Below are 17,097 nucleotides of genomic sequence, written 5' to 3'. Positions count from 1 at the left end.
GCTTTCCGCCGTCGAGCGCGACCCCCCTGAACGGCACCTTTGAAAGGCACCGACATGAACAAGTACGTCATCGCGATCGACCAGGGCACCACCAGTTCCCGGGCCATCGTCTTCGACCATGCCGGCACCGTGGTCTCCACGGGGCAGATGGAACACCGGCAGATCTTCCCGCACGCGGGTTGGGTTGAGCACGATGCCGTGGAGATCTGGAACAACGTCCGCAAGGTCATCGGCATCGCACTGGCCGAAGCCAACCTCACCCGGCACGACATTGCCGCCGTGGGCATCACCAACCAGCGCGAAACCACCGTGGTGTGGGACAGGCGCACCGGCAAGCCCATCCACCACGCCATCGTCTGGCAGGACACCCGCACCCAGGGCATCGTCGAGGAACTGGCCGCCGACGGGGGAGTGGACCGGTACAAGGAACGCGTGGGCCTGCCGCTGGCACCCTACTTCTCCGGCACCAAGGTCAAATGGATCCTGGACAACGTGGAGGGCGCCCGCCAGGAAGCGGAGGCGGGGAACCTGCTCTTTGGCACCACGGACACCTGGGTGACCTGGAACCTGACCGGCGGCACCGATGGCGGGGTGCACATCACCGACGTCACCAACGCCTCGCGCACGCTGTTCATGGACCTGGAGAAGCTGGAGTGGGACCGGGGGATCCTGGCCGACTTCGGGGTGCCGGTCTGCATGATGCCCGCCATCAAGTCCTCCTCCGAGGTCTACGGAACCGTGCACACCTCGCAGCTTCTGCGCGAGGTGCCGATCGCCGGGATCCTGGGCGACCAGCAGGCGGCCACGTTCGGGCAGGCTGCCTTCGAGGCAGGGGAGGCCAAGAACACCTACGGCACCGGCTGCTTCCTGATCTTCAACACCGGGACGGAAATCGTCCGCTCCGGGAACGGCCTGCTGACCACCATGGGCTACAAGCTGGGCGACGCCGCACCGGTCTATGCGCTGGAAGGGTCGATCGCCGTGGCCGGTTCGCTGGTGCAGTGGCTGCGCGACAACATCGGGATGATCTCCACCGCCGCGGAGGTCGAGGAACTGGCAGCCAGCGTGGAGGACAACGGCGGGGTGTACATCGTGCCCGCATTCTCCGGGCTCTTCGCCCCCTACTGGCGTGCGGACGCGCGCGGGGCCATCGTGGGGCTGACCCGCTACGCCAACAAGAACCACATTGCCCGGGCGGCGCTGGAATCCACCGCCTTCCAGACCCGGGAAGTGCTGGATGCCGTGAACGCCGATTCCGGGGTCCCGCTCACCGAACTCAAGGTCGATGGCGGCATGGTCGCCAACGACGCGCTGATGCAATTCCAGGCGGACCTGCTCGGGGTTCCGGTGATCCGCCCCAAGGTCACCGAGACCACCGCGCTGGGGGCCGCCTACGCCGCCGGGCTGGCCGTCGGCTTCTGGAAGGACCTCGGGGAGCTGGGCGCCAACTGGTCCGAGGACAAGAGATGGGAGCCGGCCATGGAACCGGCGGAGCGCGATCGGCAGTTGCGCCTGTGGAAGAAGGCCGTCACCCGCACCTTCGACTGGGTCGATCAGGACGTGCTGTAGGCCACTGCGGACGGCCCCCGGGGGCGGGCGTGCCTCCGGCGCGCCCGCGGGACCGGCGCCTTGTGGGGTAGAATATGGGGCATGAACGCAGTGCTCTTGCTAAGTTAGCCGCATGGGATAAACACCCCCCATGCGGCCGCCCCTTGCATGCAAGGGGCTTTTGTGTGTCAGGGGGCCTACGCCGCCGATGCACGCCAGCAACCAGCAGGACAGCCACGTTCCACCCACAGGCGCATGAACAGAAGAAGGCGAAACCCGATAGTGAGCACCCAGCCGACCGGCACCGAAACCGCTGACAACGAGTCCGCCGCAGCGGCCTACAGCTTCCAGGAGATGGAAGCCAAGTGGGCCCCGGTGTGGGACAAACTCGGGGTCTTCACGCCCAAGGACGACGGCAGCGCCGAACGCCGCTATGTGCTTGACATGTTTCCCTACCCCTCCGGCGACCTGCACATGGGCCACGCCGAGGCCTTCGCCATGGGAGATGTCGTCTCCCGCTACTGGCGCCAGCAGGGCTATGACGTGATGCACCCGATCGGCTGGGACTCCTTCGGGCTGCCGGCCGAGAACGCTGCCATCAAGCGCAACGCCCACCCCGCCGAGTGGACCTACAAGAACATCGACACGCAGGCCGCCAGCTTCAAGCGCTATGCGATCTCCGCCGACTGGGACCGCCGCATCCACACCTCGGACCCGGAATACTACCGCTGGACCCAGTGGCTGTTTACCCGCTTCTACGAAAAGGGCCTGGCCTACCGCAAGAACCACCCGGTGAACTGGTGCCCCACCGACCAGACCGTGCTGGCCAACGAGCAGGTCGTCAACGGCGCCTGCGAACGCTGCGGAACCGTCGTCACCAAGAAATCGCTGAACCAGTGGTACTTCAAGATCACCGACTACGCCGACCGCCTGCTCGATGACATGGAAGAGCTCAAGGGCCACTGGCCCGAGCGCGTGCTGGCCATGCAGAAGAACTGGATCGGCCGCTCGGAGGGCGCCCACGTCGACTTCGTCATCGAGGCCGCCGGCGGCAAGGAAGCCCACAAGACCACTGTCTTCACCACCCGCCCGGACACCCTGCACGGCGCCACGTTCTTCGTGGTCGCCGCCGACGCCGAGCTGGCGAACGAACTGGTCACCGAGGAACACCGCGAGGCACTGGAGGCCTACCAGGAGCAGGTCAAGGCGCTGAGCGAGATCGAGCGCCAGGCCACCGAGCGCGAGAAGACCGGCGTGTTCACCGGCCGCTACGCCACCAACCCGCTCAACGGCGAGAAGCTGCCGGTCTGGGCCGCGGACTACGTGCTGGCCGACTACGGAACCGGCGCGATCATGGCCGTCCCGGCGCACGACCAGCGCGACCTTGACTTCGCCCGCACCTTCGACCTGCCGGTGCGCGTGGTGCTTGACACCGGCGAAGAGGACCCGGCCGAGACCGGTGTCGCCACCGCCGGCGAGGGAACCCTGGTGAACTCCGGCGAGCTGGACGGCCTGCCCAAGGCCGAGGGCATCGCCCGCGCCATCGAGATCGTCGAGGCTGCCGGAACCGGCGAGAAGTTCGTCAACTTCCGCCTGCGCGACTGGCTGCTGAGCCGCCAGCGCTTCTGGGGCACCCCGATCCCGATCATCCACTGCGCACACTGCGGCGAGGTCCCGGTTCCCGACGACCAGCTGCCGGTGCGCCTGCCCGATGACCTGCGCGGCGAACAGCTCGCCCCGAAGGGCACGTCCCCCCTGGCCGCGGCCGAGGACTGGGTCAACGTTCCCTGCCCGAAGTGCGGGGCCGCCGCCAAGCGCGACACCGACACCATGGACACCTTCGTGGACTCCTCCTGGTACTTCCTGCGCTTCGTCTCCCCGCACTACACCGAGGGACCGTTCGACCCGAAGGCCGTGCGCGACTGGATGCCGGTGGGACAGTACGTCGGCGGGGTCGAGCACGCCATCCTGCACCTGCTCTACTCGCGCTTCTTCACCAAGGTCATCTTCGACCTGGGCCTGATCGACGTGAAGGAACCCTTCAGTGCGCTGCTGAACCAGGGCCAGGTGCTCAACGGCGGCAAGGCCATGAGCAAGTCGCTGGGCAACGGCGTGGACCTGGGCGAGCAGCTGGACAAGTTCGGCGTCGACGCCGTGCGCCTGACCATGATCTTCGCCTCCCCGCCGGAGGACGACGTGGACTGGGCCGATGTCTCCCCGGGCGGCTCGGCGAAGTTCCTGGCCCGAGCCTGGCGCATGGCCCAGGACGTCGACAGCACCCCGGGAACCGACCCGGCCAGCGGCGACAAGGCGCTGCGCCAGGTCACCCACAAGTCGGTGCACGAGGCGGCCGGCATGCTCGAGGGCGGCAAGTTCAACGTCGTCGTCGCCAAGCTGATGGAGCTGGTCAACGCGACCCGCAAGACCATCGACTCCGGCGCCGGCGCGTCGGATCCGGCGGTCCGCGAGGCAGCGGAGGCCGTGGCCGTCATCCTCTCGCTCTTCGCCCCGTACACGGCCGAGGACATGTGGGCGGCGCTGGGCCACGAGCCCTCGGTCGCCAACGCCGGCTGGCCGGCGGTCGACGAGGCCCTGCTGGTCCAGGACACCGTCACCGCCGTCGTACAGATCAAGGGCAAGGTCCGGGCACGCTTGGAGGTCTCGGTCGACATCACCGCCGAGGAACTCGAGGCCCTGGCCCTGGCCGACGAGGCGGTCGTCCGCTACCTTGACGGCGCTGCCATCAACAAGGTCATCGTGCGTGCACCGAAACTGGTGAACGTGGTTCCTGCCTCCTAGGGGCGGCAGGTAGCCTACAGATATGGACGCCTCCCAGCCACCCCCCAATCCGCAGCGGCCCACCCGCACCGGCGGTTGGATGGGGCGGCTCTGGAAGCAGCGCGTTGCGGATCCCGCCCACCGTGCCCGCCCCGCCCGGGGGCTGGTTCCGGTGGGCGTGGTCAGCGACTCCGCCGCGGCGCTGCCGGAGGACTGGGTGCGGCAGCATGCGCGTTTCCTGCGCGTGGTGCCCATGCCGGTGATGGTCGACGAGCAGATCTTCTCCGAGGGCACCGACGATGTGCCCACCGAACTGGCCCTGGGCCTGGCGATGGGCAAAGCGGTGCGCACCTCGCGCCCGGCGCCGGGACAGATGCTGCGCGCCTACCGGGAACTCGCCGATGCCGGGGTGAAGGAAATCATTTCCATCCACCTTTCCTCGGCGCTCTCCGGGACGGTGGACGCCGCACGCCTGGCGGCCGAGTCCTCGCCGGTACCCGTCACCGTCGTCGATTCACTCACCGTGGCCCTGGCAGAGGGCTTCACGGTGATGGACGTCGTGGAACTTGCCGCCGCAGGTGCGCCGCTGGCCGAGCTCGAGGCAGTGGCCAACCGCGCCGCCGAAAACCACGTGTACTTCGCCGTCCCCTCACTGGAGCAGCTGCGCCGCGGCGGGCGCATCGGCACCCTGGCCTCGGTGCTGGGCACGCTGCTGAACGTCAAGCCGATCCTTTCGGTGCGCGACGGGCAGATCGTCGCCCACGAAAAGGTGCGCACCCATTCGCGCACGCTGGCCCGACTGGTGGCCATTGCCCGCGACGAGGCGGCCGCCCGGGGGCCCGAAGCACGCCTGGCGGTGCACTACTTCGGGAACCAGGACGCCGCCGAGGAGATCGTGCAGGAACTAGCCGGGGCCTCGCTGTTGGAAGTGCTGGCGGTCCCGGTCCCCGCAGTGCTTGGCGCCCACACCGGGGCCGGCGTGCTGGCCGTGGCGATTTCCGGTGGCATCGCACCCCCGGTGCCCGGGCCCACGCGGCACGAGCCCAAGACAAAAGCGGAACCGAAACCAAGGCCCGAACCAAAAGCGAAACCGGTGCCTAGGCCCCGCAACATTGAGCCGCGGCGGGAATCGCGCCGCCGCACAGCCTCGCCCTCGGCCCAGGGTACGCCCGTCACGCCAACCTCGGCGTCACCGGACGAGCCGGCCAATCCCGAGGCTTCCGGAACCCCTTAGCGCATTCTCCGCCTCAGACCTTGGGCTGCCGCGGGCCGTGGTTCTCCACAACCCGGCGGTTCCCGTCCCGCACGGCACCGGGGGTCGTGTGCACTGGAGGACATGGGCTCGCACGAGTGGGTGGATCATGCCGAACGGAGCAACCTGGCTCCGGTCCCGGGTCGCCTGCGCGTGCTCATTGGCAGGTCCGCCGCGATTGTCCTGATCCTCGGAGCCCTGACCTGGATCTTGGTTTCGTTGCTGTTCAACCCGCCGCCGCGTGCTCCAAGCGGTGCCGAGTCCATCCCCTTGGAAGTGGCGGAGAGCGGCCAGACGGATCCCGCGGCGGAGCCGGGTGCCCAAGATCCGCCACCGGAACCACGGGAGACCCCGGAGACGGAGCAAGGACCTCCGAAACCGGGCACCACCGGCCCGCCGGGAAGCGGTGCGAGCGCCGTGGTCCACTTGGTTGGAGCCGTGAAGAAACCCGGGGTGTACTCCCTGCCGCTGGGATCCAGGGTGCTCGAGGCGGTGGATCTGGCCGGCGGGCTGGCGAAGGATGCCGCTCCGGAGGCGATCAACTTGGCGGCACAGATCCGTGATGGCGAACAAATCCGCATCCCGCGCCGTGGCGAGACCGGGCAGGTTTCGGTGCCCGGGGCTCTGGATTCCGGCCGTTCGGAGGGTGCGGGCGGGCCAGGCGCGCCGCCGGGGAAAATCAATGTGAACACCGCGGAGCAGGCGCAATTGGAGGAGCTGCCGGGCATCGGTCCCTCGCTGGCGGGCAGGATCCTGGAATTCCGTCAGGCCAACGGCCCGTTCAAGAACCTCAGCGAACTTGATGCCGTGAGCGGCATTGGTCCGGCCCTGATGGGGAACCTGCGCGAACACGTGGTCTTTGAATGAGTTTCCCGGGCCGTGGCCATGTCGGAGGCAGGGTCACCGGGCTGCTTGGTCACTGAAGGACGGCCGGAAGGGGATGCCCGCCCTTGGCTCCGGCACAGCCGGGAAGTTGAGGGTCTGCGTTCCCTTGGTCTGCCTGGCCAGGAAGTCCAGCAACTCCCTTCTGTGGCCAGGAGTTGCCCACAGGGGGCCTTCGTGCGGGCCGGGAAATTCGACCTTACGGAGCGCGCGCTCGTCACGTACTGTCTGGGCACGTGGTGCACCGACGGCCGTCCACCACGCATTGTGACCGTGGCCTTGACGGTGTTGGCCGGAAATTTCGCGCTCAAGCGCAGGGGGGTGCCCAGCGTGCCGGCAACCCGCTGGAGCTTGTCGCTCGTGGACGGCGGGCGAGCGGAAGGCTTCCCTCAACGCGTCGGGCCGGGCGGCCCATGTTCGGCGGACCGGCAACTCGTGGGCTGTCGCAATGCGGCCGAGGCTATCGGTGCAACGAATCGAGTGGCGGATAATATCTAAGTCCGGCACGTGTCGAGCTGGCGGATGCTTTACGCGCCCGAATGGCCCGGCGGCCGAAAGCGGAGCCGGATACCGAGCCCGGTCGGGTTGATCTCCGCGAGTGCTGGGCGTTGGCCGGTGCCTGAGTTGCGGCACTGGGAGGATTGCAGCTGCACCAAGTGTTCTGTGCGGTGGGTGTGTGGCTGTTTCGACTTTGATAACGTTGTCAAGCGTCGTCCATACCAAAGGCTAAATGCATAGCCTTTGGTATGTTTGGATGGTGACCATAGATAAGCAGCAGTCCGGCGTCTGGCCGGCGACCGGATACGAAGCACGCCCGTGGGTGCGCGCCGGGAACGAAGTCGCCTCACGTAGGGCCAAGCTCCAGGCCCGCGGCGACTACCGGGCCGCCGTCCCGCCGCTCATCGCTGCAGCACCAGTTGCTCTGCCCGCCGAGGTGATCGCCCTGGCCGATGATGCGAGCCAGGAACTCGCCCGATTCGACGCCGAGGCCGGAACGATGGCCGCCCCGTTTGCATCCATCCTGCTGCGAAGCGAGTCTGCTTCCAGCTCGGAAGTGGAGAACCTCACCTCCAGCGCCAAGCAGGTGGCCCTCGCGGAGATCGGTGAGTCGAAGTCCGGGAACGCGCGCTTGGTCGTCGCAAACGTTCGCGCCATGACCGCGGCCATCGCGCTGTCCGACCATTTGGATGAGCACTCGATCATCGCGATGCACGATGCGTTGCTGCGGGACACTGCGCCCGAATATGTCGGTTATTGGCGCAACGAACAGGTATGGATCGGCGGCGGCAGCATTTCGCCGCACGCCGCAGCGTTTGTGCCGCCCCACCACACCCGCGTTTCCAGCCTGATGGCCGACGTTGTCGCATTCGCCCGGCGCACGGACGTGCCGGTGCTCATCCAGGCGGCGATTGCGCACGCGCAATTCGAGACCATCCATCCCTTCCCCGACGGCAATGGCCGGACCGGACGGGCACTCCTGCAGGGCATGCTCCGCCACGGCGGCCTGACCCGCAATGTCACCGTGCCCGTCTCGGCCGGGCTCCTCTACGACACGGATGCCTACTTCCGAGCGCTGACCGAGTATCGGGCCGGGAACACAAGCGCCATCGTCACCGCCGTGGCCGAGGCATCCTTTGCCGCGATCCGGAACGGCCGTGTACTCGTGAGAGACATCCAAGACGCAGCTGCGCGCTGGGACGACTTGATCATGGCCCGAAGCGACTCATCCGTGCACAAGGCGAAGAGCTACCTGCTCCGCCAACCCGTGGTGAACGCAAAGACCCTGGCCGGTGAGTTGCAGATCAGCGACGTCGCGGCCCAGAAAGCCATCGACCGGCTGGTCGACGCCGAGGTGCTCACTCAGACCAACACCGGCCGCAGGAACCGTGTCTGGCAGGCGCCGGAGATCCTCGCCGCACTCGATGCGTTCGGCGCACGGGCCAGGCGCCGCCGCGGCTGAGAGTCGCAAAGCCCGTTCGACACTCGCAGAAAGATCTAGACATGCCCTTATCTGCCAGTTATCTCGGGGAACACATTGAGTCCTGGAGCATGGGAACCGAAGCGTGGGCCGCGCCTAGGCGCATCTACCGCACATCGGGCCCAACCTTTGCCCGCGTCCAAACTGGTGTCCCGACGCGGAAGCCCCAGGGGCAGTGCCGAAGAAGCCCTGGAGGCCGACTGCGGACTCTGCTTCGATGACCGACCGCCTGGATCTGAACCACCGATGAACCTGGGCTACGACCAACAGGCATTGCTGGCAACGCTGGATGCTCGATTATCCCTGGGATTCGGATGCCCGGGACAATTACTAGCGCTGAGGTTCGATGCAGTACTCAATGGGGATGCCGACCAGCATCTTTGCCGCCGAGCGCCTATATGAGCGTCCGCATTTCCGAAACGAGCCACTATGTCGGCGTACCATCCACACCGAGCCGAAGGTTCGCCTCGACAGCAGTGCCGATGTCGTTCTTCATCCTCCTCCGAATCCCGGAATGCAACGTTGTTCTCCACAGGCGGGCGCTGCCCGAATCGCGGACCCCGAGAATCCCGCTGGCCGGAGGCAGCACCGTGGCGGTGCAGGCCACCGTCTCGGCGAGCGAACCGGGGGACAGGCAACGTTTCTGGCTCAACGCCTCCTCCGACCTGGTGTCGGTGGGCAGCCCGCCGGCCCCGGGGGGTGTTCCAGGTCATGCCGGAACGTTTTGTCGGCGCGGCCGTGGCCTTGCCCCAGCCAGCACGGGCGCTGCTTCCGGGCGTGGTGTTCGGGGACCGCAGCGGGACGGACGAGTCGCTGGGCGAGGCGATGAAGGTCGCGGGCCTGTCCCACCTCAGTGCGGTCAGCGGAGATACAGTTGGAAAAGAAGATGGGTCCGCCACCAGCAAGACGACTTGAACAAGCTACACGCGATCCCGAAATAGCTCTGGGACATTTTCAGTAATTCTTGTCGGTGGTGCCTTGGCAATGCAGTTTTCCGGCGCTTGATCTTGGCGGTGGAACCCAGGAATTCTCGAGGTACCTGGTGGAAGAAGTGCCGGGCATGGTGGCGTTCGTTTACAAGGACGGGCTCTTCACGGGAGAGGATCAGCGCGGGGGCGGATTGAATGTCCGCCTGGGCGAAGCCAACGATCCGGAACTTGGCTTGGACGCTGGGCGGCAGTTGGCGAGCTTCCAGCCAGGGATGCAATCGGTCCGTTCCTGCGGGGCACCGAGCAGGTCGGGATCGGACACAGCTGGGGTACCCGAACCTCACGAGCTCTGAAATCTTCGGTGCCGAGTATGAGAAGTCGATCTCCCTCTCCGGGGCCGGGATGAACGACCGGATGCGGAGACGCTGTACTCGAATTTCGCGTTCAAGGACGACGTCCTACCCTGGGCGCAACGAACGGGACAGGTCTGGGACTGAATCGCGTGTCGATCCGGCGACTCCGTGACTCGGGAGCATTCTGTTCCGTAGTGCTACTCATGTGACTTTTTCCTTAAGTTGCTAACGCCCGGCAGAATCACCTTAATCGCCCATCGGACCGGCCAACCCCGGGAGTGCGGGAACCGGCCGGCGCCCCTCTTCTCGTTCTCCAGATCATCGGGCGTGTTTCTCCACAGTCGGGCGCCGACGCTGAACGCACGGCAGCGGAATCGTGTGCACTGGAGGGCATGGGCCCCTACGCGCGGCGTGATCACGCCGCAGAAAGCAAATGGCACGCGGCACTCGCCATGGGCGGGCTCGCGGACCTGATGCATGCAGCCTTATCCCGGCGTTCGAAGGGGGAGTCGGATCTGGAGCCCGGCCGCGTAGACCTGCGCGGGTGCTGGGCGTTGGCCGGGGCGTGGGTGGCGGCGTTGGGCGGGGTGCAGCTGGGGCAGCTGCACCAGGTATTTTGGGCGGTCGGTTTGTGGTTGGTGGCCGGTGCAGGTCTGCTGGCGTTGTTGCGCCCGCGGCATGGGCGGCTGGGCCCGGCCGCGACCCCCAGTTTTGCCGCACCCGCCCTTGGCTGTGCCGCCGCGGCCCTGGTCTTCACGCAATTGTTCTTGACCGGGGCGGGCACGAACCCTGACTCGCTTGAACAGGCAGCCCGCGCTGGTTCGCCGGTTCGCATCCAGTTGTCGTTCGCAGAGGCCCCGCGGGCATCGTTGCAAACTGACAAGTTCTCCGAAGATGCCCGGCCCCACCGGCAATTCACCGTCGACGCGCGTGCTCTGGTGGTCGCCGGCAACGGCAGTTGGCGAATCTCGGGGGTACCGGTGCGGCTCAGCTACCCCGAATCCCGGGCACCGGACATTCCGCTGCGCGGCGGCAGCACCGTTGAAGTGCTCGCCACGGTTTCGAACAGCGAACCAGGGGACAGGCAACGCTTCTGGCTCAATGCCTCCGCCGATCTCTTGCCCCTCGGCAACCCGCCGGCGCCGGACGTTTTCCAGGGAATGCGGGAACGCTTCGTCGGTGCCAGCGAGGCACTTCCACAACCGGCCCGGGCGCTGCTTCCGGGCATGGTGTTTGGTGACCGCAGCGGGGCGGACGAGGAACTATCGGAAGCAATGAAGGTTGCCGGACTGTCCCACCTCAGTGCTGTCAGCGGGGCAAACTGTGCGATGGTGCTTGGCTTTGTCATATCCGTCGGCCGTTTGCTGGGATTGGGTCGGTTGCCCACGCTGGGCTTGGGCCTGGCGGCATTGCTCGGCTTCGTGTTCCTGGTGGGCTACGAACCCAGCGTGTTGCGCGCAGCGGTGATGGGCACCATTGCGGCCGTGGGCCTGCACGCGTCCCGCGGCGGGAATGCCTTGGCGGCCCTGACGCTGGCCGTGGTGGTGCTGCTGGCCATCGATCCGTGGTTGGCCGGTGAGCCGGCATTCCAGCTTTCGGTCCTGGCCACTGCCGGCATCGTGATCATCGGCAGGCCGATGGCGGCACGGTTGAATCGGTGGGTGCCGTCCATCGTGTCCGATGGAACGGCCATTGCCTTGGCCTCGCAGATCGCCTGCCTGCCGGTGCTGGTGGCGCTTAGCCCGGCCTTCTCGCTGTACTCGGTGCCGGCAAACCTCCTGGTTTCACCGTTCATTTCCCTCATCACGGTGGCAGGGACGCTCGCCGTGGTCGTCCTGATGGTGTTCCCGCTGGTGGGAATGGCGCTGGTGTGGGTCGCTGGCATGCCCACCATGGTGGTGGGCCTCGTGGGAACCTGGATTGCCGCTCTCCCGGGGGCGCTGCGGCCATGGCCGGTCGGGGTGGCGGGCGTCTTGCTGGCCTGGGGAATTGTCTTGGGCACCCTGCTTGCCCTGGGTCACGTGCATCCCGCCGCAGGATCCTGGCAATCACGCACGAGGCTGGCGGCGCAGGGCGTGGTGACGGGGTTGTTGCTCGGGCTGCTGCTGCCGCTCACCGCACTGGTACCGGCACCGGCCGTCGACTGGATGGTGGTGTCCTGCGACGTAGGCCAGGGCGACGGGTTGCTGATCAACGCCGGGGATGCCGGGGCGGTGGTGGTTGACACGGGCAAAACAGCCGAAGACATCGCCGCTTGCCTGAAGCGGATGCGCGTCACGCGGGTCGCTGCCCTGTTCATCACACATCGCCATGCCGACCACGACGGCGGGATTGCGGGGGTCGGCGACCGGCGACCGGTTGACAAGATCTACTACTCGGCTGCTGACGACCCCGCGGATCCTCCGCACCTGACCGACTCCCGAGGCAGCCTGGTGACCGCCAGCCAGCTTGGATCGGGGGCGACCGGAGCCGCAGGCCCCGTGGCCTGGAAGGTCCTGGGCCCGATCCCGGACGGTGTGTTCACGGGAGAAAACGACGCGTCCCTGGTCGTCCGCTTCGAGATAGAGGCGGACGGTTTGCAGCGGCGCATTTCCATCCTGGCAACCGGGGACATGGAAGATGAGGCCATGGACCAGCTGATCGACAAGGGGCTGATCGGACACGCCGACATCTTGAAGGTGTCGCACCATGGTGCCGAGAACGGTGGCGTGCGCACGGCGCCAACCGTCCGTCCGGCTCTGGCATTGATCAGCGTGGGTGCAGACAACACCTATGGGCACCCCTCGGATGAGGCCCTGCAGGCACTCGAGGAGAACCACGTGGCAGTCTTCCGCACCGACCTGCGGGGCACCATCATCGTTGGCTGGGACGGGAAGTCGCTTCGGGTCTCGTCATTGGGTCCGACAGCGGAACGGACGTCGACACGGGGACCGTCAAAGGGTGGGGAATGATGAAGCATTTGGCGTTGGAGATAAGATCGATGGGGTTCGTTAAACACTATGTAAGGGTCGATCATGGCAGCGCCACGAGGCACATCCAAGAATGCGGGCATTTCATGGCGGTCAGTGGCGCCCGCCCCGTTGATCCTGCTGCAGGGCTCCGAGGAGCTGCTTGCCACCAGGGCCTTCGAAACCGTGCGCAACACCTTGCGTGGGGGTGCCGAGATCGAACTGACCCGCTTTGAAGCCAACAGCTACGAGCGCGGGGAAATGCTGCTGGCGTCCAGCCCGTCGCTCTTCAGTGAAACCAAGCTCATTGAGGTCCGCGGGCTGGCCACCATGAACGAGGATTTCCTCAACGACACACTCGCCTACGCGAAAGCCCCGGCACCTGAGGTCACCTTGATCATGCACCACGGAGGGGGAGTGCGCGGCAAGAAACTGCTTGACGCACTCAAGGCCGCCGGCGCGGTGGTCGTTGATTGCCAGCCGTTGAAAAAGGACGCGGAAAAGATCGACTTCGTCACCCAGGAGTTTCGGACGGCCAAGCGCAAGCTAAGCGCCGAAGGCGCACGCGCCCTGGTTGCCGCCCTGGGCAGCGACCTGTCCGAACTGGCCGCAGCCTGCTCACAGCTCCTGCAAGACACCACCGGCGCCATCGACCAGGACATGGTGGACAAATACTACGGCGGTCGCGTGGAGGCCACGGGGTTCAAGGTCGCCGATGCCGCGCTGGCCGGTCGGGCGGACATCGCGCTGAGCACGCTGCGCCACGCCTTGGCCACGGGCACCGATCCGGTGCCGATTGTCGCCACGCTGGCCATGAAGCTGCGCCAAGTCGCGAAGGTCGCGGGGGCGCGCAAGTCGTCCGGGCAGCTTGCCAGTGAACTGGGCATGCCGCCCTGGCAGGTCCAGCAGGCCCAGGAGCAAGCTCGGCATTGGAACGTCGATGACCTTGCCCGTTGCATCCGGCTGGTGGCAGAGGCGGATTCGCAGGTCAAGGGCGCCTCGCGTGACCCGGAATACGCCGTTGAGCGGGCCGTTACCCAGATTTCGTTGGCGGCGCGCCGCTAGTTACGGCAGGTAACGCCACGCGGCGCCGGCCGAAAACGATCAAGACAGTTTGCACGTGGCCTCACCACCGGAATGCCCACGGCCATTTCCAAACCCCAATCCAAGGGGCAAGCCATACGCGGGTTGGGACGCTAGGATCGACACATGAAACGGCGGTGGAAATTCGTGCTTGCCGTTGGCGTGTTTGGGGTTCTCATCGCTCTTGTTTTGGTTGTAGTGCGACCCGGTCTCGAGTGCCCGGCAGTGGGGTACGCGGATCTGGGCGACGTTGAACTTGAATTTACCAGCGAGCCGGACTCGGTTGCTGCCTGCTTCGGGGACGAGTGCACTCCACAACCCGTCCAGAGATCTGACGACGGCAAATGGAAAGTTCCGCAGTCCTACCCCTACATGCCGCAAGATTCGGACCTGCATGGCAACGTAAGGCCGGGCAATGTCACCGCCATTCGAATGATGGCTGCACGCCCGTCAGCCGCACCGATCGTCAGTATTATGGCCATCCATTCGGAACCTGCCGAAGGCGGCCAGTTCTGGTCCACGTGTCCTGGTCCAACGAGGTACATGCCGGTGCAGGTTCCCTGAGAACGTCAGTGGCGTCATCATGGTCGATTCGGAGCATCGGCTGGTACCGGCAATCATTGTGATACAAAAATCGCCCGGCCGGGAATACTGCAGGAGCTTCCCATGGCCCCCCTGTGATCCCCGGCTTCGAAGAACCATATGAGTGGTTAAACACGAAAGGCTCCCTTTCCCCTAGATATGGAGGAAAAGGAGCCTGACGATTCAGTGAAGCAATCCTTAGAGGGCGTTAACCTTCTTGGAGATGGCCGACTTGTGGTTGGCTGCGTTGTTCTTGTGCAGCACACCCTTCGTGGCGGCCTTGTCGATCTTGCGACCAGCTGCAACGAGTGCTGCTGATGCTGCATCCTTGTCTTCGGCTGCAACGGCAGTGTTCACTGCGCGGATTGCGGTGCGAAGCTCGGACTTGACGGCAGCATTGCGCTGGCGCGACTTCTCGTTGGTGAGAATGCGCTTCTTCTGGGACTTGATATTAGCCACTGTATTAAACTCTCTTGCTCATCGCTTGTATGGTCGGTGAGGGATATCTTCCGGGCCATTGACTGAGCGGCGTGGGGATACCTATGGCGACCCGGGAGAAGTGCCCGTCGACCTGCGCGGACACACAAGAAATAATACTAGCAGGTTCGGATGGCCATCACGAGTCGTTACCGCCCGCCGTGACTGTGAGCTACTTCTGCCGTGGCGAAGCGGGGTTCGCAGGTTTGGCCATGTATGGAGTTGCCCCGCATGGACGACGAACGGCCCCTGACCGTGAAGTCAGGGGCCGTTCGTGCCACAGAAGCTGCCGGTTATTTAGAGGGCAAGTTCCATCAGGTCCTCCATCGATATGCCGGTGTCGGTGGCCGGACGCCCCAGGATCGAGGACAGCACCTCGAAGAGCGCGGCCTGCGGGTCTTCAACCATGCGATGCGACCTCCAGCCGATGTGCTTGTCAGGGCGGACCAAGATAACGCCGTCTTCCTCGACTTCTCGTTGGTGCAGCCAGTCTCCGTAGAGGTCCTGCACCTCGAGGCCCTCGCCGATGACCACGGCTACCAGATCGATGCCCAGCCGGGAGCCGAGCTTGACCGCCGCATCCGCCCATGCCTGTCCGGTGATGCCGGTGAATAGCGTGAACTGGGTGCCCTTGGCGATGTCGTGGGTGGAGAACTTCCGGTCCCTGTCTCCGATCCAGGCATGCGGCAGGCGCAGTCCCGGATAGGTGGACTTCTGGTGGTGGAGCATCGGGTCTTCCGTTGGCTCCGGGCGTGTGCCGCCGTCGGAAACCACGGCGCTCGATTCGTAGAACTGGCCGATCTCCGTGCCCTGGGCGTTGAATTCGTAGTCCTTGTTGTCCAGGGCCTCCCGGAGCGCCTTGCGGCGTGCCGCGCCTTCGGGGGAGTTCTCCTTGCGCAACTTGAGCTTCTCGATGAACTCCTCGTCCGTTGCCGCATCCGTGACTCCCAGGGCATCGAAGATCGGCTTGTACTCGCGTCCGGAGTCGTTGGCGCGGGTGACGATCTGCTTGGCGACCGGTGCCCGTTCAGCCGAATAGGTCTCCAGCAGCTCCTCGCCGGCCTGGCCCTTGAGTACTGCCGCCAGTTTCCAGGACAGGTTGTACGCGTCCTGGATGGACGTGTTGGAACCCAATCCGTGGCTCGGCGGGTGCTTGTGGATGGCGTCTCCCGCGCAGAAGACGCGGCCCTTCTGCAGGTGCGTGGCGTATTGCTCGTTGTTTCCCCACAGCGAGTAGCCCAGGATCTCGACCTCGAGGTCGTCGATGCCCACCAGGTTGCGGATGACCCTGATCGCTTCGTCGTTGTCGAGCACCGGGGGTTCCCCGTTGATGTCGAACCCCCAACAGATCAGCCACTCGTTCCACGGCCTGACCATGCGGATCAGTCCGGCGCCCAAGCCGCCGATGTTGGAGCCCGGGTTGAAGACCCAGTAGAGGATCGACGGACGGTGGGCAGCCAGGTGGGCGAGGTCCGCCTTGAAGGTGATGTTCATGGAACCGCCGATGTCCATGGCGCCTTCCATGGGCAGGTCGATGTCGGTGGCGACCTTCGAGCGGGCGCCGTCGGCGCCAATGAGGTACTTGGCGCGGATCGTGTACTCGTGGCCGGTGAGCCGGTTCAGTACCTGCACGCTTACGCCCTCGCTGTCCTGGGTGTGTCCCAGGTACTCGGTGGAGAACTGCGTCTGGGTGCCGCGCATGGTGGCGTTCTTCAGCATGATCGGTTCCAGCAGTGTCTGCGGGATGTCGCAGGGCATGGACGGGGAGGCCAGTTCGTAGTCGGCCCGGCGGTCCGGGCGCAGCCCCCAGGTGGGCCGGCGCCCGATTTCCTCGCCGGCCATGGACTCGCAGTAGACGGTGTCGCCCATCAGCTCGTGAGGTGTCGCCTCGGCCAGGACCTGGTCCTCAATGCCTGCATCGCGCAGCACCTCCATGGTGCGCTGGTTGGTGATGTGCGCCCGCGGGGTGTTGGCTGTCCAGCGGTACTTGGTGATCATGATGTTCGGGATGCCCTGGTTGGCCAGGAACAGTGCGGCCGAGCTGCCGGCCGGACCGGATCCGACGATCAGGACGTCGGTCTGGACCACGTTCGCGGTCTCCGGAGAAACGGTATCGGTGATTCCATCGTTGAAAACAGGCATTGCGTGCCTCTCTTACTTGGACTGGTGCTCACTGCCCGGGGCGGGTGGAGCTGGGTATGCCACGAGTGTTGCAGCTCACATGCCCACGGTGGGTGGCCCTTCGCTTTGCTGGCCGCACAGTTGTAAAAGATGTCCGCTGAGTGCA

11 protein-coding genes are annotated in these 17,097 nt (G+C 65.7%); 8 read left to right on the top strand and 3 right to left on the bottom strand.

Annotated elements, in window-relative coordinates; translation table 11 throughout:
• The first annotated feature begins 54 nt into the window (after positions 1-54).
• From glpK to Q2T94_RS18610, 5 genes are all read left to right on the top strand, one after another.
• Positions 55-1,569, top strand: a complete 1,515-nt coding sequence (glpK, locus tag Q2T94_RS18630) for a glycerol kinase GlpK (protein ID WP_302266120.1) — start codon at positions 55-57, stop codon at positions 1,567-1,569.
• Between the two features lie 261 nt (positions 1,570-1,830).
• Positions 1,831-4,347 carry a leucine--tRNA ligase gene (gene leuS / locus Q2T94_RS18625; protein WP_302266119.1) on the top strand — a complete coding sequence of 839 codons (2,517 nt, stop codon included), beginning with the start codon at positions 1,831-1,833 and terminating at the stop codon, positions 4,345-4,347.
• A gap of 22 nt (positions 4,348-4,369) precedes the next feature.
• Entirely contained in the window at positions 4,370-5,560 is a 1,191-nt protein-coding gene (locus Q2T94_RS18620; protein WP_302266118.1) for a DegV family protein, read from the top strand.
• A gap of 102 nt (positions 5,561-5,662) precedes the next feature.
• Positions 5,663-6,445 carry a ComEA family DNA-binding protein gene (locus Q2T94_RS18615; RefSeq protein WP_302266117.1) on the top strand — a complete coding sequence of 261 codons (783 nt, stop codon included), beginning with the start codon at positions 5,663-5,665 and terminating at the stop codon, positions 6,443-6,445.
• Positions 6,446-7,214: 769 nt separating this feature from the next.
• Entirely contained in the window at positions 7,215-8,420 is a 1,206-nt protein-coding gene (locus Q2T94_RS18610) for a Fic family protein (protein WP_302266116.1), read from the top strand.
• Positions 8,421-8,865: 445 nt separating this feature from the next.
• On the opposite strand, the gene Q2T94_RS18605 is transcribed toward Q2T94_RS18610, so the two are convergent.
• Entirely contained in the window at positions 8,866-9,090 is a 225-nt protein-coding gene (locus Q2T94_RS18605; protein WP_302266115.1) for a hypothetical protein, read from the bottom strand.
• A gap of 59 nt (positions 9,091-9,149) precedes the next feature.
• Between Q2T94_RS18605 and Q2T94_RS18600 the strand changes: the two genes are divergently transcribed.
• The 3 genes from Q2T94_RS18600 to holA all read left to right on the top strand — a co-directional run bounded on the left by Q2T94_RS18600 (position 9,150) and on the right by holA (position 13,733).
• The gene (locus tag Q2T94_RS18600) at positions 9,150-9,353 is read left to right on the top strand and encodes a hypothetical protein (protein ID WP_302266114.1); all 204 of its coding nucleotides are present in this window, start codon (positions 9,150-9,152) and stop codon (positions 9,351-9,353) included.
• A gap of 759 nt (positions 9,354-10,112) precedes the next feature.
• Positions 10,113-12,671, top strand: coding sequence for a ComEC/Rec2 family competence protein (locus tag Q2T94_RS18595; RefSeq protein WP_302266113.1), 2,559 nt, complete (start codon positions 10,113-10,115; stop codon positions 12,669-12,671).
• A gap of 63 nt (positions 12,672-12,734) precedes the next feature.
• Entirely contained in the window at positions 12,735-13,733 is a 999-nt protein-coding gene (holA, locus tag Q2T94_RS18590) for a DNA polymerase III subunit delta (protein ID WP_302266112.1), read from the top strand.
• Between the two features lie 798 nt (positions 13,734-14,531).
• Here the strand turns inward: holA and rpsT are convergent.
• Together rpsT and Q2T94_RS18580 are read right to left on the bottom strand one after the other, a co-directional pair.
• Complete coding sequence (rpsT, locus tag Q2T94_RS18585; protein ID WP_264268938.1) at positions 14,532-14,792, bottom strand: 30S ribosomal protein S20; 261 nt, start codon at positions 14,790-14,792, stop codon at positions 14,532-14,534.
• Positions 14,793-15,107: 315 nt separating this feature from the next.
• Positions 15,108-16,952 carry an FAD-dependent oxidoreductase gene (locus Q2T94_RS18580; RefSeq protein WP_302266111.1) on the bottom strand — a complete coding sequence of 615 codons (1,845 nt, stop codon included), beginning with the start codon at positions 16,950-16,952 and terminating at the stop codon, positions 15,108-15,110.
• Positions 16,953-17,097: the final 145 nt, after the last annotated feature.

The organism is Paeniglutamicibacter sulfureus (genome assembly GCF_030512175.1).
GTDB lineage: Bacteria > Actinomycetota > Actinomycetes > Actinomycetales > Micrococcaceae > Paeniglutamicibacter > Paeniglutamicibacter sulfureus.
This window is presented reverse-complemented; position numbering and strand designations above follow the sequence as displayed.